Source organism: Hymenobacter tenuis (genome assembly GCF_054780495.1).
This window is the reverse complement of record NZ_BAAGWF010000003.1, coordinates 1-25,742: the sequence shown is the minus strand read 5'-3', so window position 1 is coordinate 25,742 and position 25,742 is coordinate 1. Positions and strand designations below refer to the sequence as shown.

Annotated in this window: 22 protein-coding genes; 10 read left to right on the top strand and 12 right to left on the bottom strand. The window is 56.5% G+C overall.

The features are described from left to right. Nucleotides 1-18: 18 nt before the first annotated feature. The 3 genes from ACYVGU_RS11550 to ACYVGU_RS11540 all read right to left on the bottom strand — a co-directional run bounded on the left by ACYVGU_RS11550 (nt 19) and on the right by ACYVGU_RS11540 (nt 2,153). Nucleotides 19-636, bottom strand: a complete 618-nt coding sequence (locus ACYVGU_RS11550) for a hypothetical protein (RefSeq protein WP_460614796.1) — start codon at nt 634-636, stop codon at nt 19-21. Nucleotides 637-757: 121 nt separating this feature from the next. Further along, nucleotides 758-1,618 carry a nicotinate-nucleotide diphosphorylase gene (nadC, locus tag ACYVGU_RS11545; protein ID WP_460622209.1) on the bottom strand — a complete coding sequence of 287 codons (861 nt, stop codon included), beginning with the start codon at nt 1,616-1,618 and terminating at the stop codon, nt 758-760. A 133-nt stretch (nt 1,619-1,751) separates the two neighbouring features. After that, nucleotides 1,752-2,153, bottom strand: coding sequence for a DUF4783 domain-containing protein (locus ACYVGU_RS11540; protein ID WP_460622208.1), 402 nt, complete (start codon nt 2,151-2,153; stop codon nt 1,752-1,754). Between the two features lie 145 nt (nt 2,154-2,298). On the opposite strand from ACYVGU_RS11540, the gene gpmI reads away from it, so the two are divergent. Further along, nucleotides 2,299-3,846, top strand: a complete 1,548-nt coding sequence (gpmI, locus tag ACYVGU_RS11535; protein WP_460614793.1) for a 2,3-bisphosphoglycerate-independent phosphoglycerate mutase — start codon at nt 2,299-2,301, stop codon at nt 3,844-3,846. Further along, nucleotides 3,839-4,420 carry a hypothetical protein gene (locus tag ACYVGU_RS11530; protein ID WP_460622207.1) on the top strand — a complete coding sequence of 194 codons (582 nt, stop codon included), beginning with the start codon at nt 3,839-3,841 and terminating at the stop codon, nt 4,418-4,420. The genes gpmI and ACYVGU_RS11530 overlap by 8 nt, the downstream gene beginning before the upstream one ends. 79 nt (nt 4,421-4,499) lie before the next feature. Here the strand turns inward: ACYVGU_RS11530 and ACYVGU_RS11525 are convergent, their stop codons facing one another. The 4 genes from ACYVGU_RS11525 to prfA form a co-directional block, all read right to left on the bottom strand. After that, a complete protein-coding gene (locus ACYVGU_RS11525) occupies nt 4,500-5,081 on the bottom strand; it encodes a hypothetical protein (RefSeq protein ID WP_460622206.1) in 582 nt (193 codons plus the stop codon). Nucleotides 5,082-5,180: 99 nt separating this feature from the next. Beyond that, a complete protein-coding gene (locus ACYVGU_RS11520) occupies nt 5,181-5,603 on the bottom strand; it encodes a YjbQ family protein (RefSeq protein WP_460622205.1) in 423 nt (140 codons plus the stop codon). Nucleotides 5,604-5,695: 92 nt separating this feature from the next. Next, on the bottom strand, nt 5,696-7,204 hold the full coding sequence (locus ACYVGU_RS11515; RefSeq protein WP_460622204.1) for a hypothetical protein: 1,509 nt from the start codon (nt 7,202-7,204) through the stop codon (nt 5,696-5,698). A 143-nt stretch (nt 7,205-7,347) separates the two neighbouring features. After that, on the bottom strand, nt 7,348-8,418 hold the full coding sequence (prfA, locus tag ACYVGU_RS11510) for a peptide chain release factor 1 (protein WP_460614788.1): 1,071 nt from the start codon (nt 8,416-8,418) through the stop codon (nt 7,348-7,350). Between the two features lie 487 nt (nt 8,419-8,905). Between prfA and thrA the strand changes: the two genes are divergently transcribed. The 5 genes from thrA (at nt 8,906) to ACYVGU_RS11485 (ending at nt 15,826) form a co-directional block, all read left to right on the top strand. After that, nucleotides 8,906-11,350: a homoserine dehydrogenase family protein gene (gene thrA / locus ACYVGU_RS11505; RefSeq protein ID WP_460622203.1), complete on the top strand. Its 2,445-nt coding sequence runs from the start codon at nt 8,906-8,908 to the stop codon at nt 11,348-11,350. Between the two features lie 22 nt (nt 11,351-11,372). Then, nucleotides 11,373-12,311 carry a homoserine kinase gene (locus tag ACYVGU_RS11500; protein ID WP_460622202.1) on the top strand — a complete coding sequence of 313 codons (939 nt, stop codon included), beginning with the start codon at nt 11,373-11,375 and terminating at the stop codon, nt 12,309-12,311. A 60-nt stretch (nt 12,312-12,371) separates the two neighbouring features. Beyond that, nucleotides 12,372-13,676, top strand: a complete 1,305-nt coding sequence (gene thrC / locus ACYVGU_RS11495) for a PALP domain-containing protein (RefSeq protein ID WP_460622201.1) — start codon at nt 12,372-12,374, stop codon at nt 13,674-13,676. A 112-nt stretch (nt 13,677-13,788) separates the two neighbouring features. After that, nucleotides 13,789-14,466, top strand: coding sequence for a c-type heme family protein (locus ACYVGU_RS11490; protein WP_460622200.1), 678 nt, complete (start codon nt 13,789-13,791; stop codon nt 14,464-14,466). 76 nt (nt 14,467-14,542) lie between these two features. Further along, the gene (locus tag ACYVGU_RS11485; protein ID WP_460622199.1) at nt 14,543-15,826 is read left to right on the top strand and encodes a protoporphyrinogen/coproporphyrinogen oxidase; all 1,284 of its coding nucleotides are present in this window, start codon (nt 14,543-14,545) and stop codon (nt 15,824-15,826) included. 80 nt (nt 15,827-15,906) lie between these two features. On the opposite strand, the gene ACYVGU_RS11480 is transcribed toward ACYVGU_RS11485, so the two are convergent. The 3 genes from ACYVGU_RS11480 to ACYVGU_RS11470 are packed head-to-tail and all read right to left on the bottom strand — an operon-like array spanning nt 15,907 to nt 17,470. Next, the gene (locus ACYVGU_RS11480; RefSeq protein ID WP_460622198.1) at nt 15,907-16,677 is read right to left on the bottom strand and encodes an exodeoxyribonuclease III; all 771 of its coding nucleotides are present in this window, start codon (nt 16,675-16,677) and stop codon (nt 15,907-15,909) included. Nucleotides 16,678-16,730: 53 nt separating this feature from the next. Then, on the bottom strand, nt 16,731-17,090 hold the full coding sequence (locus ACYVGU_RS11475) for a hypothetical protein (RefSeq protein WP_460614781.1): 360 nt from the start codon (nt 17,088-17,090) through the stop codon (nt 16,731-16,733). A 2-nt stretch (nt 17,091-17,092) separates the two neighbouring features. Continuing rightward, a complete protein-coding gene (locus ACYVGU_RS11470; RefSeq protein ID WP_183401614.1) occupies nt 17,093-17,470 on the bottom strand; it encodes a carboxymuconolactone decarboxylase family protein in 378 nt (125 codons plus the stop codon). A gap of 196 nt (nt 17,471-17,666) precedes the next feature. Here ACYVGU_RS11470 and ACYVGU_RS11465 point away from each other — a divergent pair, with 196 nt between their 5' ends. Continuing rightward, the gene (locus tag ACYVGU_RS11465; RefSeq protein ID WP_460622197.1) at nt 17,667-18,371 is read left to right on the top strand and encodes a ComF family protein; all 705 of its coding nucleotides are present in this window, start codon (nt 17,667-17,669) and stop codon (nt 18,369-18,371) included. Nucleotides 18,372-18,456: 85 nt separating this feature from the next. On the opposite strand, the gene gldJ is transcribed toward ACYVGU_RS11465, so the two are convergent. Both gldJ and ACYVGU_RS11455 read right to left on the bottom strand, forming a co-directional pair. Beyond that, nucleotides 18,457-19,728, bottom strand: a complete 1,272-nt coding sequence (gldJ, locus tag ACYVGU_RS11460; RefSeq protein WP_460614779.1) for a gliding motility lipoprotein GldJ — start codon at nt 19,726-19,728, stop codon at nt 18,457-18,459. A gap of 68 nt (nt 19,729-19,796) precedes the next feature. Next, nucleotides 19,797-20,861: a PorP/SprF family type IX secretion system membrane protein gene (locus tag ACYVGU_RS11455; protein ID WP_460622196.1), complete on the bottom strand. Its 1,065-nt coding sequence runs from the start codon at nt 20,859-20,861 to the stop codon at nt 19,797-19,799. 261 nt (nt 20,862-21,122) lie between these two features. Here ACYVGU_RS11455 and ACYVGU_RS11450 point away from each other — a divergent pair, with 261 nt between their 5' ends. Both ACYVGU_RS11450 and ACYVGU_RS11445 read left to right on the top strand, forming a co-directional pair. Continuing rightward, nucleotides 21,123-24,197: an AsmA family protein gene (locus ACYVGU_RS11450; RefSeq protein WP_460622195.1), complete on the top strand. Its 3,075-nt coding sequence runs from the start codon at nt 21,123-21,125 to the stop codon at nt 24,195-24,197. A 115-nt stretch (nt 24,198-24,312) separates the two neighbouring features. Continuing rightward, the gene (locus ACYVGU_RS11445; protein ID WP_460622194.1) at nt 24,313-25,161 is read left to right on the top strand and encodes a DUF4382 domain-containing protein; all 849 of its coding nucleotides are present in this window, start codon (nt 24,313-24,315) and stop codon (nt 25,159-25,161) included. The last annotated feature ends 581 nt before the right edge of the window (nt 25,162-25,742 follow it).

Below are 25,742 nucleotides of genomic sequence, written 5' to 3'. Positions count from 1 at the left end.
GCAAGTTAACGCGGAGCGCTAGGCTGCGGCCGTACCACCGCCGGGAAGCAGATTTTTGCGCCGCAGCATGGCGTCAAACAGCTTTTGGTCGTTGGCAGAGTTAAAAATGCGGTCGGGCACCTGCAGAAAAATGGGCGTATCAAACGTTTTGGCCATCCAGAGGCGCCAGCCTTTCAGTTCCTGAGGCAACTCCGGCGCCCGCAATGACAGCAAATAGCCATCAGCTTCGCGCTTTACATCACCAATCATATCCCAGGTCAGGCGCATGCCTTCTTTCTCGTTGCGGCGCAGCACAATCTGCTTGTTATCAAACTCATAGCCCACCTTCTCAAACAGTGGCTTGGTTTGCTCCATTTGGGCCACCCCAGTCACTTGGGCTGAGCGGAACAGCACAAACAGCAGCGTGAGTACCAGCGCCGACGCCAACCACCACCAGGAATGCCAAATCACGACGGGCAGTAGGCCAACCGCAAAAGGAATGAGGGCATACCACCACTCTTTGCGCCACACCCGGGCCATGGCCAGGTTGGTGTAGGTGTTGGTATCAAGCTGGTGCTTTTTCGTGCGGATGGCCAGCGGCGAGGAGCCTTGCTGCGTTTGCTGCCGGTAGCCGCCACGTTGGTTAGGAAGTTGCATCTGTGGGTAATAGGTAAATGTGCGGTATGTGGTGAATGCGCAGCCGGGTAAAAGAAACGATGACTAGCTCTTGTCAGAGCCGGAAGTGCTCTGCTCACGCCGTCGGATTCTTTCTCTTCAACTAGTACGCTTTCAAACTCATGTCGAGGCTTTGGATAGAATGCGTCAGGGCCCCTACGGAAATGTAATCGATGCCGGTAGCCGCTATTTCTGCAATAGACTCTTCCGTAATTCCTCCGCTGGCTTCCAGCGGAAAACGGCCGGCTACTAGGGCCACGGCCTCGCGCAACTGCGCCGGCGCCATATTATCGAGCATGATGCGGTCGATGCGGCCAGTTTCTACGGCTTGCTGAACCTCAGCCAGATTGCGGGTTTCTATCTCGATGGGCAATTGCCGGCCGGTGCGGGCCAGATACGCGCGCGAGGCTTCAATGGCCTGCCGAATGCCGCCGGCATAATCCACATGGTTATCCTTCAGGATAATCATATCAAAAAGACCATAGCGGTGATTTAGGCCGCCGCCAATCAGCACCGCCCACTTCTCACACATTCGGAAATTGGGGGTCGTTTTGCGGGTATCAAGCAGACGGGCCTTCGTGCCGGCCAGCAGGCTTACCAAGTGGGCCGTGTGCGTGGCAATACCACTCATGCGCTGCATACAGTTGAGTACCAAACGCTCAGCCGTCAGAATGCTTTGCGCGCGGCCCTCCACGGTAAAGGCAATATCGCCATAGGCCACCCGGGCACCATCCTGTAGGCGAACTTCCATGTGCAGGTCAGTATCTACCTCCCGGAAGATATGCCGCGCCAACTCTACGCCAGCCAATACTCCTTCATCTTTTACCAGCAAGTGCGCGCGGTTACGGGCATCTGCCGGAATGGCCGATAGCGCCGAATGGTCGCCGTCGCCGACATCTTCGGCCAGGGCCGTACGGATAAAGGTGGTTAAGGCTTCCGGAGTGAGGTAGTGGGGGTTTTGCACGGTGCAAAAATAGCAAAAAGGGGCCGTTTCGTAGCCCTTCCTTCGGAAAGCCCGTGCCAGACTACTCAGGACACAAAAAAGCGCCGCGGAAGGGTTCCGCGGCGCGCTTTTTTAGTCCTAAAATAAGGAGCAGTTAGTTTTCTTTGGTAAAGTCGATGGTGGCAATCTTCATGCTGCCGCCCGCCGATTTCATTTTGACAAACATGCGGTATGCACCGTCTTTGCCGGCGTATTTGCCTACTGCGTAGGGCGTGCCTTCGTTGCTGCCACCATAGTGAATGAAGTCAAAAGTGGCAGGTGAGTGTTTCGCGAAGAAGTCTTTCATCACGAACTCAGCCTGAGTAGCGCTGTAGCTTTGCTTGTCACCATCGAAGCTTAGCTCGACGGAAGGGGCGAAAAGCTGAGCCAAATCACGCGAGGAAGAACTGCGGATGGCATTACGAACGGGGACAAACGCCTCGCCCTGGGCCAAGGCCCCCATCGACAGCAATAGGCCCCACACCAGGGCGAAGGCCAAAAAGAAGTTGCGTTTCATGCTAGCGTAAAGAGTTCGTCATGGGGTTCGCTAAAACTATGCCAACTTGGCACCACTTATTTATTCCGCCCTTTTACCCTGCTGCCTTGGGGCCAAGTTAGGGAAAATGCGGGCTTTTTGGCCCATCTGGCCTATCTTTGCTTCCATGAACAAACAGGTATTGTTGGTGATTCTGGACGGCTGGGGTCTGGCGCAGAATAAAGAGGTTTCGGCTATTGATCAGGCTCGTACACCTTTCGTCGATTCGCTGTTTCAGCGCTTTCCGCACAGCCGCCTGCAAGCCTCTGGGGAGGCCGTAGGGCTGCCAGACGGGCAAATGGGCAATTCTGAGGTGGGCCACATGAACATTGGGGCTGGCCGGGTTGTGTACCAAGACCTTGTGCGCATCAACAAATCCATCCGGGAGCGGAAATTGGGCCTGATGCCGGCACTCACTAAAGCGTTTGAGTACGCCCGCCTCAACAACAAACCGGTGCACCTGATGGGCCTGCTCTCCGATGGCGGCGTGCACTCGCACATCGAGCACTTGAAGGCCTTGTGCACCCTAGCGCACGATGCCGACGTACATAACGTGTTTATTCATGCCTTTACCGATGGCCGCGACACCGACCCCAAAGGTGGCGTGAGCTACGTGAACGACTTGGAGCAGCATTTGCAGCGTGGCGCCAGTGGCAAAATTGCCTCTATTGTAGGGCGCTACTACGCCATGGACCGCGACAACCGCTGGGAACGCGTGAAGCTCGCGTACGATTTGCTGGTAAACGGCAAAGGCGCACCTTCTCAGAACCTGATCCAGAGCATGCTGGACTCTTATAAAGAGGGCGTAACCGACGAGTTTTTGAAGCCGATTGTAAAAGTGGGCGCCGATGGTTTGCCCATGGCTACTATTCAGGAAGGCGACGTGGTGATCTGCTTTAACTTCCGCACCGACCGAGGCCGCGAAATCACGCAGGCCCTAACGCAGCAGGATTTCCACGCCTTTGAAATGCACCGGCTGAACCTGCACTACCTCACGATGACGAACTACGACGCCACTTTCGTGGGCGTTACTCCCATCTTCGAGAAGGATAACTTGGAGGAAACGCTGGGCGAAGTGCTGGCCGCGCACCATAAAACGCAGATCCGCATTGCCGAAACCGAGAAGTATCCGCACGTAACGTTCTTCTTTTCCGGGGGCCGTGAAGTGGAGTTCGAGGGCGAAAAACGCATCATGCGCGCATCTCCTAAAGTAGCCACCTACGATCTGCAGCCTGAGATGAGTGCCTTTGAGCTGCGCGATGCCCTAGTACCGGAACTGCAGGCCAAGTCTGCCGACTTCATTGTGCTGAACTTTGCCAACACCGATATGGTGGGCCACACCGGGGTGTTTGAAGCCGCCGTAAAAGCAGCAGAAGCCGTGGATGAATGCACTAAAGCAGTCGTGGAAGCAGCCCTGGCCTCGGATTACGCCTGCATCATTATTGCGGATCATGGCAACGCCGACATGATGATTAACCCCGATGGCACCCCCAACACGGCGCACACCACCAACCTGGTACCCTGCATCATTGCCAGCAACGACTACCAAGGCACCGTGGCCGATGGCAAGCTGGGTGATATTGCCCCAACCGTGTTGCAGTTGATGGGTCTTCCACAGCCGGCAGTTATGGGCGGCGTGAGTTTGCTGCGGCCCGCAACCACCCCGAATGCGTAAGCGGTATGGCGGCGTAGTGGCTGCCCTAGCCTTGTTGGCGGCTTGCAGCCCCGGCGAGGACGCCACTATGCGCACTAACCCAGCTAACCGTCGGCCCTCGTATTTCGATTTAATGGGCTTTCTGGAGCAGCAGACTAGCTTGCTCAATGGCCGGAAGCCGCCAGTTGAAAAACAGGTGTTGCTGCGCAATGGACAACAAGAGGTAACCCAGGTTACTCCGCCCGACTGGAGTAAAGAACTGCAGATATTTCAACAGGCCGACATCAACAAGCCGGCGTTGCGGGGCCTGTACCAACTGGACTCTACTACCACTGCACAGGGCCTAACGCGCCGCGTGTATCAGCGCCAGCCTGGCACCGAGCACCCGGTTACTCAGCTCACGGTGGTAAGCAATGGCCCTGATGTCCAGGAGCTTACGGCCACAATTGCCCAGGATAACCCGCTGGTATATTCTGCCAAAACGCTGGAAATTCGTTGTCAGAACGGATTGTTGAGCAGTTACCGCGTGGAAGGTGTGCAGAAACTCATTCTGTTTGACTCAGTGCACTACGCCGTGCAGGGCCAAATAAAGTAACCAGCTGCCGTGTAAACGCAAGGCCTCGCTCTGATACTTATCAGAGCGAGGCCTTTATGCTTTCTAACCAAGTGTAAGCTTAATCTACGTACGGCTCTACGTGTACGGCGCTTAGGCGGCCGCTTTGGTAGATGACGGAAACATAGTTGGTGCGCTCCGTGTCGCCGATGCGTACCCGGCTGGCTTTGGCGCTTGCGGGCCGGCAGGCTGGCTCAAGGCGGGTGCGCAATCGGCGGCCATAAGCTGGCTGGAAGTTGACAATAGTAGCGTCGCGCAGCAAGTCTTTTTCCGGAGCGCGGTAAAACTCGAATACATTGCCCTGATGGCGTACCAGCAGAATAGTATCGATCTGCCCGGCTTCGTACATATTTCGCAACGGCTTGCGGGCCACTACCTTACCACCATGCGCCAACAGCTCCTGCACGGTTGGCTCGGCGCCGAATGGCTGACCCGCCAGGGAGTCGTTGGTGAGCCGAACAATGCGTGTGGCAACTGGAGCAGCGGGTGCCAGCCGGTTAGGCGGGGTTTGTGGGGTAGTCTGCCTGGATTTGGCTGTCGGAGTGTCGGCGGCCTTGCTTACACCAGCCTGCAACAACAGCGCCGCAGTGAGCGACACGGCCGAAACGGCTTTGGTAGCAGATAAAAACAGGGCAGCAGACATGGCAACGGAGCTTTTGGCCCTATACGCAAATTTCGGGGGTATGGCCCAGCCACTCCCAACTATTCCGCTCAACTACTGTGTTTTGCCCACCGACTGCAGCTATTGCCCCATCAAGGTGGCCAGTACCCAGCGGCGGCCCCCGTGGTTGCGGTGCTCGCCCAGATAAATGCCCTGCCAGGTGCCGAGGGCCAGGGTTCCGTTGCTGATGGGTATGCTCACCGCGTGGCCTAGTAAACTTGCTTTGATATGCGCTGGCATATCATCGGAGCCCTCCAGGGTATGGCGGAAATACGGTGCATTTTCCGGCACGGTGCGGTTAAAGAACTGCTCGAAATCGTGCCGCACGGTTGGGTCGGCGTTTTCATTGATGCTTAAGCTAGCCGACGTGTGCTGAATGAAAAAATGAGCCGTACCCATCTTCAGCTGCTCCAGCTCGGGCAGCTCGGCGAGCAGCAAATCAGTAATCAAATGAAAGCCCCGGCTCACGGCCGGCAGCCGCAACCGCTTCTGAAAGAAATGCATGCTAGTAAAGCTCAGTGATTGAAAAAAGGCGCAGGCTACTAGGCATCAATAGTGGATAAACCGCTCATGAACTGGCGTGCTGATGTAGCCTACTAGGGGTTCTTGCGCTCATATGCCCCCATATCCGGCGCCGAGGTGTCGCGAGGGCGGTTGAGCAGGTCTGTGGTCAGGCCGGGGAGCGGCCGGGCTTTGTTGCTGGCCGGCGAAAGAGTATCGAGCTGAAAATCGAGGGTGCGGCCCCGAAAGCGGAAAGGAGTGCTCTTGAACAGGTAAGCTGGGCCTTCCGCCGGGTTCAGCAGGTTCTCATTCTTCTGCTGGCCTAGCGGCCCCGTGTTGTTGTATTTGCGGGTCCGGAGCACGCTGTTGCTGATGCTGATATTGCTGGCATATTGCTCTCCATTGCTGAACTCCAGCTCCTCCCCTTCCCGCATGCTTCCCCATACAATGCTGTTGCGCATGGTTAGGCGGGGCGCCGCAGCGGGCTGAAGTACGCCGTTTATCTTGATGGCATCGGCCAGCAGCACCGAAGGAGTTTGGCGGTTGGCGAGGGTAGTATAGTTGGCAATGGTGCAGTAGTCGAGCTGATACTGGCCGCCCTGCACAGCAAATAGAGCGTACTGCTCGCAGTTCGCCACTAGGGTATTGCGCACCGTGAAGTCGCCGGATATGCCTAGAATGCCAGCGCCTTCCAGCGAGAAGCCACCGTTGGCGCTAGAGATATTCCGAATCAAGCTATTTTCTACCAGTACACTAGGCCGCGGTTGCCGGTTAAGTGGGTTATACACCAGCAGCCCAAACGCACTGTTTTTGATTTCCGTGAAGCGCACCACGTTGTCGTGGCTGCTGGGGTCGAACTCAATGCCGCCCCACTGGCCCGGTGTTTCCTCGTACTGCGCTTCTAGCCGGTCGCCCTGGAAGCGCACAAAGTTGGGGTCGTTGGGCTTAAGCTCACCGGCTGGCCTGAACGTAGGGTTACAAAGCAGTTGCCCGCGCACCACCAGAAAAGAGCCAGCATGCGAGTAAATGCGGGCCCCGGCCTCAATGGTCAGGGAAGCAGCCGAATCAACTAGGACGGAGTTATAGATAACGTGGGGCTTATCGGCCAGCCAGGTAGTGTTGCTGCTTATCTGCTCGTTATCATGGAAATACGCGTTCTGCCCGTAGCTGAGCACCTTCACGTCCTGGTCGTTGCCATTGGTGCGGAAGCGCAGGTCGTCGATGACCAAAAAGGGCTTCACATCGGTGGGCGTGGGATTGATGGTGGCACGCACCAGCACCAGTAGGCTGTCTTTACCTCTGATTTCCACGTCGCGGGCGCTGAGGCCGGCATCGCCGTTGATGAGCAGGCTGTAGGCAACGCCGGGCCGATTTTGAATGCTAATTTCTGACACTCGCACGGCGCGAGCGTTGCGGTTGTACACCCACAGACGCTTGCTCACGGTGCCCACCGTCACGAACACCGTATCGAACTTGACCGTGTCGAGCGAAAATTCGAGCCTAGCGCTGCTGTCATTCGTGACGATGTCTTCCTTTGGCTCGCAGCCCGGAAGCAGCACCGTAACTGCCGACAGAAACACAAGCAACGAAAGGAGAAAGCGCATAGCAAGGCTTGGGAGTAAAAAAAGTCATCCTAAACATACCACAGAACCAGCTGAAGTTAGGCGTTACTACCGTGTAGTTTCGTTTAAACCTCAGCCGGTTATCGGGTATATTTAGGATGACAAACGGTCAAACAAGAGGCGTATTATCCCACGCCTTCCTTCAGGCGCTCAGCGCTTTCTGCTAGGCGCAGCTGCTCTACAAAGTCATCGATGTTGCCTTCCATTACGCTGGCTAGGTTGTGCACCGTGTAGCCAATGCGGTGGTCGGTTACCCGGCCTTGGGGGTAGTTGTAGGTCCGGATTTTGTCCGAACGGTCGCCGCCGCCAATCATGCTTTTGCGCGTAGCACCTTCCGCTTCGTTTTTCTTGGCCAGCTCAATCTCATAGAGGCGCGAGCGAAGTACCTGCAAGGCTTTGTCGAAGTTTTTGAGCTGCGACTTCTGGTCCTGGCACTGTGCCACTAGGCCCGTGGGTAAGTGGGTGAGGCGCACGGCGGAGTACGTGGTATTTACCGACTGACCACCAGGACCCGACGACATAAACAGGTCCTTCCGAACGTCGTTCATATCAATCTGCACATCCAGTTCCTCAGCCTCCGGCATTACCACAATGGAAGCTACCGAAGTATGGATGCGGCCTTGAGTTTCCGTGGCCGGCACGCGCTGCACGCGGTGTACGCCCGACTCAAACTTGAGCTTGCCGTACACGTCCTCGCCCTTCACGGCCAGAATAATTTCCTTGTAGCCGCCCGAAGTACCTTCAGTGGCATCAATGAGGTCCATGCGCAGGTTGTTCTTTTCGGCGTAGCGCATGTACATACGCTGCAGGTCACCGGCAAAGATGGCCGCTTCGTCGCCGCCCGCTCCGGCCCGGATTTCCATGATTACGTCCTTGGAATCGTTCGGGTCTTTCGGGATCAGCAGCTCTTTGATAACAGTTTCCAGACGCTCCTGCTCCGGATAGAGCGTTTCCAGCTCATCCTTCGCCATCTGCCGGAAGTCCTCGTCTTTTTCAGTGGCAATCACCTCCTTGGTGCTGTCGATGTTGGCCAGCACGTTCTGATACGCCTTGTACTCGGTCACGATTTTGCCGAGGTCCTTGTATTCCTTGTTGAGGGCCTTGAAGCGTTTCATGTCGCTCATAGCTTCGGGCTGGGTGAGCTGTTCGCTCACGTCCTCAAAGCGCCGTTGGATGGCCTCCAGTTTGTCTAGCATCTTGCCTTCAGAAAATGTATTGGGAGTGCAAAGGTACGGAAACGAATCCGTCCATAAATACGGCGGAACCACTTGTAAGAGAACCGCTAGCAACTTGCCGGAACCGGCTGGTTTTGGCAGGAGCTTTTCAGTAGGCTGTTGGGCGTCTGCTACTAGCTCCTGTTAGGCTCTGAACCGGCCGCGGGCTTGCTGGCTGCTTCTCCACAGAAAATCGAATTATTTATAGTTCAAACGTTTATCGTTTCAAAAAATTCCTACTTTGCAGTCCTCAACCCCGCGCTCATGGCCTTGCTTCGTGCCTTCCATGCTTCCACCCGCGCACTACCCATCACCTTGATGGGGACAGGGACAACCGTGATTACAACCCGCTAAGCGGGCCGCGGAATCCCTTTTTCTTTTGATTCGCTGCCCGCCTCGCCGGTACGCTCCCTACAAGGAGCCACCGAGCCGACGCGGGCTTTTTCATGTTTAACTGAACACAGAAACTATGCAGGTGCTGAAATTTGGAGGCTCGTCAGTGGCAACGGCCGATACTATCCGGCGGGTACTGGACCTGGCCGAAGCCGCTGCCCAGCGCGAGCCCACGGTGGTCGTAGTGTCGGCGCTGGGCGGCGTGACGGATGCCCTTATTACGGCGGGTCGGCGCGCAGCTGCTGCTGATGACAGCTACCGGCAGCTGCTCCTGGAATTGGAGCAGCGTCATCTGGAACTTGTTCGCGACCTGCTCCCACTTACGGGCCAGAGCGGGGTATTGAGCTTCGTGAAAACGCATTGCAACGAGTTGGAAAGCATCTGCACCGGCATCTATTCCCTAGGGGAGCTTTCGGCCCGAACCCTGGATAGGCTAGTAAGCTACGGGGAATTGCTGTCATCGAGGGTAGTGGCGGCGGGGCTGGCGGCCCGAAACACTCCGCACCAGTGGCTGGATAGCCGCCAGCTTATCCGCACCGATGCCAAATACGGCCACGCCACCGTAGATTTTGCCACGACCAACCCTCAAATACAAGCCGCCGTGAATGGGGTTGAAGTACGGCTGTATGTGGCCCCTGGCTTTGTGGCCGCCGCTCCGGATGGCAGCACCACTACGCTGGGCCGCGGCGGCTCCGACTACACGGCGGCCATTTTTGCCGGCGCCCTAGGTGCCTCGCGGCTTGAAATCTGGACGGATGTAAGCGGCATGATGACCGCTGACCCGCGCTTGGTGCGGGCCGCGCGCCCCATTCCGCGCATCTCGTACCAGGAGGCCATGGAGCTCTCGCACTTCGGGGCCAAGGTGCTCTATCCGCCAACTATTCAGCCCGTCATGCGGTCGGGCATTCCCCTCTTGATTAAGAACACCTTCGCGCCCGAAGCCGAAGGAACCCTGGTAGAAGTGGCCGCGCTCGGTAACCACGCCATTGTTCGGGGGCTCTCCAGCATTGGGCCAGTGGCGTTGCTGCGGCTGGAAGGAAGCGGCATGGTAGGCATTCCGGGGTTTTCGCGGCGGTTGTTTGCGGCCTTGGCCCGGGAGCAAATCAACGTGATTCTCATCACCCAAAGCTCGTCGGAGCACTCCATTTCCGTGGCCGTAAGTGCACCGGAAGCCGCCCGCGCCCGGCAAGCAGCCGATGAAGAATTTGCAGGCGAAATCAGTGCCGGCCGCCTTGACCCGCTGTACTGCGAAGACGACTTGGCCATTGTGGCGCTGGTAGGCGAGCAGATGAAAAATCATCCCGGCATCAGTGGCCGCATGTTCAGCGCGCTGGGGCAAAACGGTATTAACATCCGGGCTATTGCGCAGGGCTCCTCAGAAAAGAATATTTCCACGGTTATCCGGCAGCAGGACGTGCGCAAGGCTGTGAACGTGCTCCACGAAACGTTCTTTGAAGCTACTACCCGCCAGGTGAACGTGGTGGTGACGGGCGTGGGCAACGTAGGGCGCAAACTGCTGGAGCAGCTGGCACGCCAGCAGCAGTGGCTACTGGAGCGGTTGCAGCTGAACCTACGGGTAGTGGGCCTAGCAACAAGCAAACAGTTCGTACTTCAAGAAGAGGGCATTGATTTGGCTAACTGGCAGGCGGCACTACAGGCAGGGCAACCCTTGAATCTGGCCACCCTCACGAATGAGCTACTAGCCCTGAACCTGCGCAATACCGTGTTCGTGGACGTAACGGCCAGCGCGGAAGTAGCCCAGGTGTACCCCGCATTGCTGGCCCGCAGCGTGGCAGTAGTAGCCTGCAATAAGGTGGCCGCTTCAGCAGCCTACCAGGAGTATGCGCAGCTGAAAGCCCAGGCGCAGGAGTTCAACACGAGCTTCCTGTTCGAAACGAACGTGGGGGCCGGCTTGCCCATCATCGGGACGCTCAACGACCTGCTCCGCAGCGGCGACGAAGTACAGCGCATGGAGGCAGTGCTTTCCGGCACGCTCAACTTTGTATTCAATAACTATGATGGCACCCGACCCTTTGCTGAGGTGGTACGCCAGGCGCAGGCCGAAGGCTACACCGAGCCCGACCCGCGCCTAGACCTAACTGGCGTTGATGTGGCCCGTAAGATTTTGATACTAGCTCGCGAGGCCGGCCAAACCCTGGAAATGGAAGATGTGGAGAACGAGCCATTTTTGCCCGCTGCATGCCTAGTAGGCGATGTGCCTGCATTCTATGAGCAGCTGGCCGCGCACGAACCACACTTCCGTGGCTTATATGATGCGGCCGCCGCTAACGGCGCCAAGCTGCGCTTTGTAGCCAGCTACGCCGAAGGCCGCGCCTGCGTGGGCCTGCAGGCTCTCACTCCGGCCCATGATTTATACTCCTTGCAGGGCAAAGACAACGCCGTGCTTTTCTACACGAACCGCTACCTGGAGCAGCCGCTCGTAATTAAAGGGGCCGGGGCGGGGGCTGAGGTAACGGCCTCGGGCGTCTTTGCTGATATCCTGCGGGCCGTCCTGTCCTAGTAGCTCCTCTGACTTATACTATATGACCTTTTCTTCCCGCTCCGTAACTGTTCTGGCCCCGGCCACCGTGGCCAACGTGGTGTGCGGCTTCGATGTGCTCGGGTTTGCGCTGCACGAACCCAACGACGTGATGCAGCTACGCTTAACCGACCAACCAGGGGTAGTACTTATCAACGAAGACGACTTTCACCTGCCAACCGAGCCGGCGCGTAATGTGGCCGGGGCGGCGCTACTAGCAATGTTGCGGGCCGTGCCAGAACCACTGGGCGTGGAAGTGCGCATTCGCAAAACCATTAAGCCGGGCAGCGGCATTGGCAGCAGCGCGGCCAGCGCCGCCGGAGCCGTGGTGGGCCTGAACTATCTGATCCGCCACCGCTTCAGCAAGCCCGAGCTGATTGAGTTTGCCATGTACGGCGAAGAAGTGGCCTCCGGAGCGCGCCATGCCGACAACATTGCCCCGGGCATTTACGGAGGCGTTACGCTCATTCGGGCCACTACCCCTACTCCCGACATCATACCGCTAGATTTCCCGCCCCTGTTCGTGACGGTGGTACACCCCCAGATTGAGGTGAAAACCTCCGATGCTCGCCAGATTCTGAAGCAGGAAGTGGCCCTGAAGGATGCCATTCGGCAGTGGGGGAACGTGGGCGGCTTGGTGGCGGGCCTGCTGCAGCATGATTACTCCCTGATCAGCCGTTCTCTGGAAGACGTGATTGTGGAGCCGGTGCGCAGTATTCTTATTCCGGGGTTTCAAGAGGTGAAGGAGGGTAGCAGAGCGGCCGGAGCGCTGGGTGGCGGCATTTCTGGCTCGGGGCCGTCGTTGTTTATGCTGAGTCAGGATGAGGCTACGGCCCGCGCCGTGGAAGCCGTGATGCAGGGCACCTACCAACGCCTTGGGCTAGATCATCACACCTACCTGACGACCATCAACCCAACCGGTTGTCAGGTCAGAGAGGCCTAGTCGGTTTCGGGTCAGGCAAGCACCACGCAGGAAACACAAAACATTCATCAACAGAATACTATGCGCTATTACAGCCTCAACCGGCAGTCTGATGTCGTTGATTTCCGGGCGGCCACGGTAGCCGGGCAAGCCCCCGATGGCGGCCTGTACTTCCCCGAAACTATACCGCGCTTTCCGGCGGGCTTTGTGCAGCAGTTGGCGCAACTATCAGCGGCAGAAGTTGCTTACACCGTGCTAGCGCCCTACGTGGGCAGCACCATTCCGGCTGTGGATCTGCGCCGCATTTGTGCCGAAACCGTAAACTTCCCGTTTCCGCTGGTGCCCGTTACGGAGCAGATCAGTGCGTTGGAGTTGTTCCATGGCCCGACCCTGGCGTTTAAGGATGTGGGAGCCCGGTTTATGAGTCGCTGCCTGGGTTACTTCTCTCGTCATGAAACCCAACCCGTTACGGTGCTGGTGGCGACTTCCGGCGATACGGGCGGCGCCGTGGCTAGTGGGTTTTTGGGCGTGCCGGGCGTGGAAGTCGTGATTCTTTACCCCGCAGGCCGGGTAAGCCCCGTGCAGGAACAGCAGCTCACGGCCCTGGGCCAGAACATAACTGCCCTGGAGGTGCGCGGCAACTTCGACGACTGTCAGCGCCTAGTAAAGCAAGCCTTCCGCGACCCCGAGCTGATGCAAAGGCGGCGTTTTACCTCCGCCAACTCCATTAACGTGGCACGCTGGCTCCCACAACAGGTGTACTACTGCTATGGGGTGGCACAGGCGCTTCAGCAAAAAGCCACTCCGCCGGTAGTGGCCGTACCCAGCGGTAACTTCGGCAACCTATGCGCCGGATTGCTGGCCTACGTTTCAGGGTTGCCGGTGGCACATTTTATAGCCGCCTGCAATGCCAACGCGGCCGTACCCGCCTACCTGGCCTCGGGGCAGTACAGTGCGCGGCCGGCCGTGGCTACGCTCTCGAATGCCATGGACGTAGGTGACCCCAGCAACTTTGGACGGATTCTGGAGCTGTTTCGGCATGAGTACCCAGTTATTCGGGAGCTGCTCAGCGGCTATTCTGTCTCGGATGCCGATACAAGCGCGGCTATTACACAGGTGCATCAGCAAACCGGCTACCTGCTCGACCCCCACGGCGCCGTGGCCTACGTGGCCCTGCAACACTACCTCGGCCAGCATCCCGAAGCCCACGGCTTGTTTCTGGAGACGGCGCATCCCGTGAAGTTTCCGGATGCGGTGGAGCCGGCTACTGGCCAGCAGGTGCCCGTGCTTACTGCGCTGCAGCACCTGATGCAGCAACCCAAGCAAAGCATCTTGCTGGAGCCCGATTACGAAGCGTTACGAACGTATCTGTGGGAAACGGCTTAGCTTTTCCTGCTTTTCGGTCCTAGTGGCCCGCAACCCTAAATCATCTGGGCGTATCTTTTGGTTGAGTGCCGGGGAGTTTGTCCCTTTGCTGTTCCCAAACCTCTGTGCTGCCATGCGTCCTATCCTTCGCGCCGCTTTCCTACTAGCCCTGCTCCCCGCCTGCCGCCCTGATCAGATTGAGCACCTCAGCAACACCAAAGAGCTAGCCGTGGAGGCCGAAAACTGGCAGGTGAAGCGTATTATGCCCAAGGATTTGCTCCGGGCCACTCGCTGGGCCGGCGACTCGCTCACGAATACCGCCGACCGAGAACTGCGCCAGCTGCTAGCCCAGAAACTGCAGGAAGGCGGCGTGGCCGCAGCCCTACCCTACTGCCACCCCAACAAGCTTCCGGCTACTGATTCGCTGGCTAAGGTGCTGAAGGCGTCGCTGAGTTGGGTGAGCCCACGGCCGCGCGACCCACTGCATCGGGCTGACTTAACCGCCGCCGAGCTCGACGCTGCCGACACGACCCGTCGCGTAGCCCGCCCCTCTACGGAGGAGTTTACCTATCAGCGCCCCCTAGTCCTGAGTGATGCCGTGTGCCTGCGCTGCCACGGCGAAGTAGGCAAGGATATTTCTGCCGGCGACTATGCACTTATTCGAAAGCAATACCCACAGGATCAGGCGACTGGGTATCAGTTGGGCCAAACCATGGGCGTGTGGCGCGCGAGCTTTCAGCGGCCCGGTGTAGCGGAGTTCTGGACGATGAAAACCCGTAAAGTGATGAAAAAGCGGAAGCCTCTGTTTTAGGCGCCAGCAGCATATTCCGGTACTAGCTTCGGCTCGGGTCCTAACCTTCTGCCCTGGTTTCCAGTTTGGGCAGGGTATGACTACTGCTGCTAATTCCTCTCAACTACCTATTGTAATTATTGGGGCAGGCATGGCCGGCCTAACCTGTGCCTGCTACCTGCATCGCGCGGGCCAACCGGTGCTGGTGCTCGAAGCCAGTGATGCCGTCGGCGGCCGCGTCCGGACGGATATTACGCCCGATGGGTTTCGCCTCGACCGGGGCTTTCAGGTGCTTCAGACGCGCTACCCCGAGGTGCAGCGCCTCCTGGACTACGGCGCACTGAAACTGCAGGCCTTTAAGTCCGGGGCCGTCATCCGGCTGCCCGATGGGCATGAAACCACCCTAGTAAACCCACTGCAGCAACCCACGGCGGCTTTTTCGGCGCTTACCTCTCGCGTAGGCACTCTTCCTGATAAGCTACGGGTACTGAGTATGGTGCAGCACGTGCGCCGGTTTACTAGCGAGCAGCTCATCACACGTAATGCCACAAACCAGCTCGATACGCTGAGCTTTCTGCGGGAGTATGGCTGGAGCGAGCAGTTCATCAACAATTTCTTCCGCCCCTTTTTCGGCGGCGTTTTTCTTGACCGCGGTTTGAGCACGGCGGCCAATTTCTTTGAGTTCGTGTTCAAGCAGTTTGTAGAAGGCGAAGCGGCCGTACCAGCCTTGGGCATGCAGCAGATTCCGGAGCAGCTAGCCACGCGGCTACCAGCCGGCGCCGTACGCCTACGTGCCCCCGTTACGGCCATTGAAGGCACCACCGTACGCCTGGCCAACGGCGAAACCATTGCGGCCGCTACCGTGGTAGTAGCGCTAGACGGTGAGGCCGCTGCGCGCCTGCTAGGCAGCGCGCAGCCTCAAACCCCAGATATAACGTGGCGACACACCACCTGCACCTATTTTGCGGCCCCGGTTCCCAAAGCCCGCCCCGATAAACTGTTGCGGCTCAACTCCGCCCCCGATTGCCTAGCTCATAACGTTGCCTTTCCTACCGATGTATCGGCGGAGTACGCTCCGACCGGGCAACGCCTAGTATCTGTGAGCACGCACGGCGAGCATGGCCTGACGGAAGAGGCTCTTACGGTTCGGCTGCAGCAGGAGCTAGTAGCCTGGTTTGGGCCGGAAGCTGTGCAATGGCGTCATCTGCGCACGTACACCATTGCGCACGCGTTGCCCGTGTATGGCGCCGGCCAACCGGCTCGTCAGTTCCTGAAGCTGCACAGCCACCTGTACCGTTGCGGCGACTACACGGCCTATCCGTCGCTTAATGCTGCTATGGCCTCCGGCCGAGAGGTTGCGGAGGCTATTCTTAGCACTTGAGCGTAGTGTAGCTTACAAAAAAGTCCGCTGGCACTCTTTACGCAGAGTACCAGCGGACTTTTGTTTTCACTAGGCTAGGGCTACGCCCCAAGTACCAGCTGAACCGGGCAATGGTCTGAGTGAATCACGTCCCGCAGCATATGGGCCTCTTCGATACGCGGCTGCAGGGCAATATCAACCAGCAGGTGGTCGAGGCGCCAGCCCACGTTGCGGGCACGGGCCCCGGCTCGGTAGGTCCACCAAGAATAGTGGCCCGGTGCATCGCCGTGATGATGCCGGAAGGAATCCGTGAAGCCATCGGCCAGAAAGTCTTTAAACCACTGGCGCTCTTCCGGCGTGAAGCCAGGACTGTTCTGGTTGGCTTTGGGGTTATGCAAGTCAATATCGCGCTGGCAGCAGTTGAAGTCGCCGGCTATAATGAGCGGCGGGGCGCCGGCTTGCTGTAGCTCCCGCACGTAGCGCCGGAAGAAATGCAGCCACTCCACCTTAAACGCCTGCCGCTCGGGGCCACTCGTGCCGGAGGGCATATACACATTCAGCACCGAGCAATCGGCAAAATCAAGCCGCAATACGCGGCCTTCCTCGTCGTACAGCCCGTTGCCGCACCCTTCCGTTACAGCCAGCGGCAGCTGTTTGGAAAACGTAGCCACCCCGCTGTAACCCGGCTTTTGAGCCGGATGTAGGTACGCGTGGTAGCCCAGTGCCGTCAGGCCCGATACGTCCAGCGGCTCACGCCCGGCTTTTATTTCCTGCAAACACAACACATCTGGGTTGGCCTCTTGCACCCAGTCAAGCAGCCCTTTGCTCAGGGCCGAGCGCAACCCATTTACGTTGTAGGTTATGATATTCATGTGTACGCAATACGCTTTTTTAGCACCCAAACCCAGACCAGTGCAGGGGCACTTTAGTCGCCGCTCATCTCTGCGAAATACTCCAGGATGTGCCACTTGAGCATCCGTTCCTGCTCTTTCAGGCTGGCAAAGGGCACGGGGCGCAGCAGCCGAAAGTGGGGCCACCCTTCTGCGTCCACGCTCTCCAGCTCATAATAGCCAGAGAGGCTGAATAGCCGGCACGTGGCAATGTGCATCAGGTCCTGCTTTTGCTCTTTCGTGAAAGGGCCCGCCCCCTGGCCAAGCTCCTGCACGCCAATGAGCAGCAGCAGCGCATTCAGGTCGGGCTTCTTTCCAAACCGCTCCCGCAGCTCCGTCATCAATTCCCACCACCGATGCTCAAACTGCGCTTCCGTTTCCTGAGGATCGAGCATAGCTACGCGTCGTGCGAATGAGGTGGAGCTGCCACAGCTGCTTCCTCTTTGAGGGCTTCCCAGTACTCCACTGCCCGGCGGAAGTGCGGAATCACAATGCTACCGCCAATCAGGTTGGCAATGGCAAACACCTCGTAAATTTCCTCATCGTTGATGCCTTCCTCGTAGCATTTGCCGAGGTGGTATTTGATGCAGTCGTCGCAGCGCAATACCATGGAGCAGGCTAGGCCCAGCATTTCCTTGGTTTTTACATTGAGCGCGCCTTCCTGATAGGTATTGGTATCGAGGTTAAAAAACCGCTTAATTACCTTGTTATCAGCCGCCATGATTTTTTCATTCATGCGCTGGCGGTAGTCATTGAACTCTGAAACGAGACTCATATAGGTTTGTATGTTGCGTGAGAAGGTGCTGAACCCACCGTGGGCCTGATAGGTATAGCCCGATGGAGACCCTAGGACAGTGTTTCCGGATTCAGCTTTAAACCTTAAAATTAAGGAGAAGTTCGCCAGTGCCACGCACGGACTGCAGCACCTTCTCGTAAGCCACTAGCCTTCTTTTGATATCCAACTAGCTGTTATGGGGTTGCCTGCTTTACTTGCCGATTTTGTTAACCTAGTTTTTCCGCAGGTTTGTTTGGCCTGTGAAGAGCCTGTGGCCCGCGGTGAGGGCCTTATCTGTACCGGTTGCCGGGCTCAACTGCCCTATACCGATTACCACCGCCTCCCGCCCGCTGAAAATCCGCTGGCGCGCCGGTTTTGGGGAAAGCTGCCGGTGCGCCACGCCCTAAGCTATCTGCGTTTTCAGAAGCACGGCCGCGTGCAGCATCTGCTGCATCAACTCAAATATCAGGGCCAACAGGAAGTAGGGCGCGTGCTGGGCCAGTGGTACGGGCAGGAGCTACATGATGCCGGTTTTGCCTCCAGCTTCGACCTAGTGGTTCCGGTTCCGCTGCACCGCCGCAAGCTGGCTACGCGGGGCTACAACCAAGCCGATAGCTTTGCGACCGGTATGGCCCTAGGGCTAGGCTGCTCTTGGCTGGCTAATGCCCTCGTGCGCACCTCGCACACCGATTCACAGACGCGAAAGAACCGCATGCAGCGGTGGCATAACGTAGCCGACGTATTTGAGGTAGCCCAGCCTGATGCCATAAAAGGGCTACGTATTTTGGTGGTTGATGATGTCTTGACAACTGGCGCGACCCTTGAAGCGTGTGCCGCCACTTTGCTGGCTTCCGGTGCCGCTGAGGTCAGTATTGCCACCATTGCTACCGCCGACCGATAACCCCAACTCTTCACTAGGTTTTATAACACAAGAAAGCCGCCCGGGATGGGGCGGCTTTCTTGTGTTAATAGTATTGCCTTTCAGCTTACTTGTTCGAGCCAGCGTTGATCATCGCGCAACGGAAACCGATAGTAGCTGTAGCCGAGTCTTCGGCCATGAAACGACGCGTACCGGGCGAGAGCCAGTAGGCTACGTCGCGCCAAGAGCCGCCTTTGTACACCCGCACGTGGTCGTCGATGAGTGACTGGTAGCCACCTTTGCCCAACGAGTTAGGGTTCTTATCGTACTTCTCAGCAGGGTCAAGGAAGCCATTCCGACGGAAGGGGTTCAGATCTTCCACATCTTCAAACGAGAGCGGACGGTAAATATCCTGCACCCATTCGTTTACGTTGCCCGACATATTGTACAGGCCGTAGTCGTTTGGTGGGTAGGCGTATACATACTCCGTAATCATAGCGCCATCGTTCAGCGAGCCAGCAATACCGGCGTAGTCGCCGCGGCCGCGCTTGAAATTGGCTAGGAACTCGCCCATTTTCTTGCCGTGGGGGTTACGCACCTGGCGGCCGTCCCATGGGTAAATGCGCTTGTTCTCCTGGTTTTCGTTGCCGGTTTCCTGCGTACCGATAAGTGCCTGAGCAGCGTACTCCCACTCCGCCTCGGTGGGCAGGCGGTAGTTAGGCAGCGTGTTGCCGTTCTCGATGGAAACTTTTGGTTTGCCTTCGTCATCGGTAGTGCCTTCAGCAGCATCACCACCTTTTTTCTTGCGGCTAAACAAACCACCTTTTTTGCTGCTACCGCCTTCGTCGCCTTCACCAGCCAGCTTCTCATTCACCTTAGCAGTACGCCAGGTGCAATAGTCGTTGGCCTGCAGCCAGCTTACACCCACCACGGGGAAGTAGCGGAAGCCGGGGTAACGCAGGTAGTAATCAACGTACGGGTCGTTGAACGACAGCTCACGGGCCCACACGGTGGTGTCAGGCAAAGCCGACTGGTAGAACTCTTCAGCGGAGTCCTTCCGCACAAAGTGCAGGTATTCCAACCAGTGAATGTTCGCTACTTCGGCTTCATCCATGTAGAACGAGGCCAGCGTAACGGTACGCTCCAAGTTGTCGTGGGTCATGGCGATGTCCTCTTCGGAAGAGCCCAGCACCGTGCGGCCTCCTTCGATGAACACCAACCCAGGACCTTCCGGAATGCCTTGGTAATCAGATACCATCATTCCCTCCTCGGTGTTGTACTCTATGCCCGTCGTGGAGCTGTACTTACCGGGTTTGGTCGCGGTGGGCGGCCCGCCTTTACAGGCTGCCAGTGCGCAGGCTCCCACTACAGCAAAGCGCAGGTACTTGGAAAAATTCATGATCGAGTTGAAACTACCTGTTAGAAAAGCGTTTAGACAAGGCAAGTCGGCTGCAATAATACAAATTTTCAAAAGGCTGGGCAAGGAATCGATGGGTAATTCCGTCGTTTTAGTCGGCGCCATGCTGCTTCCAGCGAATCAAACTCCCGAAGGGCCAAAGAAATTTCATGTGCGCCACCTAAATCTGCACTAAACTGACTGAAGCTTACGTCGTAGCTATAACCGAGCCGAAAACTGCCCACACTCACGCCAGCAATGGCCGTCAGGACCTGTTGAGGCTTACTAGCCCCCGGCAATGGCACGCCCCGGTACACGGCTCCTAACGTGATAGGAGTAGCTGTAAAGTATAATCCGGTCTCGGCTCGCTGCGACTCGCCCTGCCGGGTATAATTCACTGTCGGCGACAAACTAATTTCGCGATACTCAGCTGTAGTGGCCGTGCGGGTAAAGTACTGTTTATAGCCGGCCTGGAAGTTTAGGCGTAGCGGCAGGCTAGCCTGGGTTACAAACGCTAGGTCGGGTTGGTTGAGGTGGTGGCCCGCAGCCCCAATCCAGAACCGCTCAGTGTAAAGCAGTCCGCCTACCGAAGCAGTGACATAATGCACAGGCTTGTAGTCGGCCACTTCCAAGCTAAAGTCGCTTACGGTTCCTTCATCCGAGAGCTGGTCACCGAATATAAGGTTGCCGTAGCTTACGCGCTGAAGACCATAGCTTAGGGAGGCTCCTCCACTTAAGCTCAGCTGTTCATTTAACCGCAAATGGTAGGCATATAGCCCGCCGGCCTGAAAACGGGTGTAGCCCACGCCGCCGGTCCGGTCGTAGTTCACGAGCACGCCCACGGCACTGCGCTGATTCTGCAGGCGGTAGTCGGCGGCCAGTTGGCTGGTCTGGAATGAGCCGGCTAGGGTTGGAAACTGGTTGCGGTAGCTTAGCGTGACGCTGTAATCATCGAGCAGGCCCGTATACGCTGGGTTTACCTGCATGCGGTTGGCATACGGCTGAGCGAAATACAAGTCCTGCGCCTGGGCAGCAAGGGTGGCCCCTAGGGTTAGTCCGGCCGCAAAGGCCCAGCCCTTGCTCCGGCGGAGGCAGCGCGGCAGACTAGGCACAACGGGCGGGTAAAGCGTCAGCATAGGTAGGTTGCGTAACGCCAGCTTCTGGTATTTTGGTACATCCGATGGCGTGCTTACTTCCTGAACATACGATATTCTTCTCGGCTTGCCGGTACTGTGCAGGATTGTTGCCGCGTTTTTGCACTTATAAAGTTTGGTTTTCCCTTTACTTCCCAAGCTGGCAAGGGTTTCGCACTACTTTTGCCCTAGTACTTTACTTAAGTAAGCCTACGACGCTTTTGCTTAATCGGTCTGTGTTCCTCGCTCTTTTCCTTTACTACTATGCGTAAATTCTTTGTCGGGCTCCTGATTTTTCTAGTAGTACTGATTGCCGGTCTGGCGCTGGCGCCGGTGCTATTCAAAGATAAAATCAAGGCCGCCTTCGATCAGCAGCTGGCCCAGCGCGTACGGGCCACCGTGCAGTACGATCCGGCGAACGTGGATGTAACGCTGCTCAGCTCCTTCCCCGATTTGGCTCTGCGCATCGATCAACTGCGCGTCATCGGTCAGGATTCGTTTGCCCGCGATACGTTAGCCTACCTCCCGCAGGTGAAAGTAGGCCTGGATCTGATGAGCGTTATCAGCGGCAACCAGATCAAGATCAAGAACATTACCCTGGAGCAGCCTGACCTAAGCCTGCGCGTACTGAAAAGTGGCCGCGCCAACTGGGATGTATATGTATCAGACTCTGCGGCTGCCTCGAAAGGACAGGATACCACGGCCGTGAACCTAGCCATTCAGGGCTGGCAGATGAACAACGGCCGGCTGCGCTACGATGACCAAAGCATTCCGTTTGGGATGCAAATGCGCGGCATCACCCATTCCGGCTCTGGCGACTTCGAGCAGAATATTTTCGATATGGTGAGCCAGACATCAGCAGAAAGCTTCTCGATGCAATATGATGGCACCGAATACATCAGCAACAAAAAGCTGGATGCTGATGTGACGCTGGCTATGAACCTGGAAAAGATGCTGTTCACTTTCAAGGACAACCAGGTGAAGCTGAACGATTTCCCTGCCACTTTCCAGGGCATTATTGGCCTGCCCAACGCCACCGACATTACGTATGACCTGACGTTTAAAGCCCTTGAAACGGACTTTAAGAATATTCTGAGCCTAGTACCCGGCGCCTATACCAACCAGTTCAAGGACATGGAGGCAACAGGTAAGGTAGCGTTTGACGGTTATTTCAAAGGCACCCAGAATGAGGTGAAGATGCCGGGCTACGGTATAAACTTGCAAGTGAAGGAAGGCAGCTTTAAATATCCGCAGCTGCCTCAGCGCGCCCGCAACATCAACGTGGATATGGTGGTCGATAACCCCTCGGGCTTTACTAACAACGTGAAAGTAAACGTCAAGCAGTTTCACTTAGACCTCGGTACCAACCCGATTGATGGCAACGTGAGCATTGATGGGTTGGAGCCAATGAAAGTAGATGGTCGGGTGAAAGCCAACGTGGACCTGGCTGAAATGATGAAGGTATATCCAGTGCAGGACCTGTTGCTGCGTGGGAAGCTGTTCGTGGATGGCACCGCGAAGGGTATCTACTCCAAAACCCAGATGCCCGTGGTACAGGCCAAAATGAACCTAACCAACGGCTACGTAAAAGCCAAGCAGCTGCCTACCCCCATTGAAAACCTGACCCTTACTGGTACGGTCACCAACCCAACAGGCTTGCTCAATGATACCCGTGTTGATATTCCGCAGTTCCGGATGCTGCTGGATGGTGAGCCGCTGGAAGGCCGCGTGGCCACACAGGGCGTAGATAAGCTACGTTTTGATACGGATGTAAAAGGGGTGGTAGATCTTACCAAGCTCACCAAAATATTCCCGCTGCAAGGCATGACGGTTACGGGCCGCCTGAATGGTAACGTGGCTGCCAAAGGCAACATGGCGGATATTGAAGCTGGCCGTTACCAAAGCGTGATAGCATCGGGTACTGTAAACGCCCGCAACATTACTTATAAGAGCACCGATCTGCCGCAGGGCATGCGAGTAACCGCCGCTACGGCCACTTTCAACAACGATAAGATTGTGCTGCAAAACATGACGGGCTTTGTGGGGTCGTCGGATATAGCGGCCTCAGGCACCATCAGCAACTACATGGGCTACCTCTTTGTGCCTGGCCAACCCCTGCGCGGCAACCTGACGGTGAACTCCCAGCGCTTTAATGTAAATGAATGGATGGTAGACGAGGTATCGGCGAAACTAACCGTAGCCGCTAGCGGCCAGGCGCCGGCCAAAGCCGAGGGTGTATTACAGATTCCGAAGGAATTTGATTTAGTGCTGAACACCACCGTTAACCAGATGGTGTACGACAACCTGAAGCTCGACGACGTGAAAGGCACCATCACGGTGCGCGACCAAGTGGCGCTGCTCAACGGCCTAACGTTTAATACTCTTGGCGGCTCCTTTGCCACTACAGGCAGCTATTCCAGCAAGAACTTGGCTCATCCGAAGTTTGACCTGGGGCTGAACATCAAGAACCTGAACTTCCAGAACGCCTTCCAAGCCTTTAACTCCATCAAGACCCTAGTACCACTAGCGGGCAGCTTGGAAGGTATCTTCTCTACCAACTTTAAGGTGAGCGGTGAAATGGGCCCCGATATGATGCCCTTGTATAGTTCGCTCACTGGCAAAGGTCTGTTTGAAGTGGTGCGGGCTTCTGTCGTCAACTCCGCAGTGCTGAACAAGATTAGCTCGCTGACCCAGTTTCAGGAGCTCAAGAAATTCGCCGTTGACAACAAAGACGTGGCTGCTGAAATCATTAACGGCAACTTTGTAGTGAAGCCCTTCGACCTGACTGTGGGTCAAATCAAAATGACCATAGGTGGTTCCAACAACGTCAGCACCGGTGGGCTGGAGTATGTTACGGCGCTGAATGTGCCCACGGGCAAGCTGGGTAACCAGCTCAATAGCCAGCTAACCCAGCTTACGGGCGTACAAAACCTGCAGGGTACCGACCGCGTGACACTAGGCCTTACCATTGGCGGAACCGTTACGAACCCACAGGTGCGGCTTACTACCGGCAGTGTAAAAGCACAGGCCAAGGATTTGGTGAATAGCGTGGTGCAAGCCAAAGTGGATGATGCCAAGCTCAAGCTACAGGCCCAAGCCAAAGTAGCGCAGGACAGCCTGCAGAAGGAGCTCCAGCGCAAACAGCAGGAACTTACCCAAAAGGCGCAGCTTGAAATTGAAAAGAAGCGCCTCGAAACGCAAGCCAAGCTCCAGGACAAAGCTAAACAAGGCCTCAACAATCTGATTTTCGGCAAACCTAAAGCACGGCCTGCTGAGCCCAAACCAACCGAAACAAAGCCTACTGAGCCTGTAGCCACTGACAGCACTAAGCAGAGGTAATATAATTTTGCTAATACCGCGGAAGTAGCTATTTTGGCTAGCTTCTTGCCAGAAACGGAATGTTCAACCCTGCGTATGAGGCTGAACATTCCGTTTTTTCATTTTAAACTGTTGTATGATCCCCTCCCGACTCCTCTCCCTCGCGCTGTTATCAGCCCCTTTGCTGTTAGCTGGCTGCAACGATGACAACAACTCCTCTTCCGGCGCTGCTAAGCTGGAAGTGCGGCTCACCGATGCTCCTGGCGACTTCCAGGCCGTAGTGCTCGATGTACGCCAGATTGAAGTGCACCTGAAAGAAGAGAATAACCCTGACGGCTGGGAGTTGCTGCCATTTCAAGCGCAGACCGTTAATGTGCTGGACTACGTAAATGGCAAATCAGCGCTGCTAGTAGACACTGATTTTGAGCCCGGCGACCTCAAGGAAATCCGGTTGGTACTAGGGCCTGATAGCTACGTAACCGGTCGTGATGGCCAGCGCTATGATCTCAAGACACCAAGTGGCCAGACCTCGGGCGTAAAGCTCAAGCTAAACAATGTGTCGCTGCGCGAGCGGGAGAAGTACCAGTTGCTCCTTGATTTCGACGTAGCTAAATCTATCGTAGAACGCGGCACTTGGAAAACCGGAAACGATAGGAAAGAGCGCTACCTGCTAAAGCCTGTCATCCGGGTTATTGCCCAAGACTTGAAAGGTGGCATTCGTGGTACTGTGGCCCCGGTTGCTGCTATCCCACAAGTCCTAGCTATTCGCTCATCCATAACCGTTCCTGATACCTTCAGCACCGCTGCCGATGCTTCTGGCGCTTTCCAGTTGAGCGCGCTTCCTTCGGGCACCTACCGGGTTGAGCTGTTCCCGACCACTACGGCACCATCCGGCCAAGCAGCGTATAAAGTGATTACGAAAACCGGTATTACGGTCACGAATGATAAGATAACCGACCTAGGACAAACTTCCCTGACAGAGTAGAAGATCTTTGTTTCTCACGAAAAAGGCCCCGCTACAATTGTAGCGGGGCCTTTTTTCGTGAGGAACGTACACTAACTGAGGGGTAGTGCTCACTTAAAGATCAGAACCAACTGTACGCTCAAGCTCGAATGCTTCAATGAGAGAGAGACAGCACATAGTATACTCCTTAAATAGTAAGCTTGCTACTAAACTATCGGAAGCCAAACTCACCTACGAGGACCAAGCATATACTTAGGCAAGGAAAAGCTAAACAGACCTCCATGGTGTGTATGCCTATTAAGCTTGTACAACTTATAAAAGGTCGCAACTTAGCAATTGCCCAGTATCTATAGATTCAAGAAAGACTAGAGCCATAATGAGTAGCTAGCGCCAATCTACCTGCACCTGTTAAACAGCAAGTGCTCCTATTCCAGCCCCTCCTGCACCAATTGGGAGTGACGTTAGGCGCGAGGGTAGTAGCGAGAGGTTATACTAAGTTGTGCCAGCTAACGGGAGGCGGGAGGGCAACCGGGCGGGGGGTAACATACAAATGCCCCCTGCAGCACGAAGTCGCAGGGGGCATTGGCAGATGATAAGGTTGG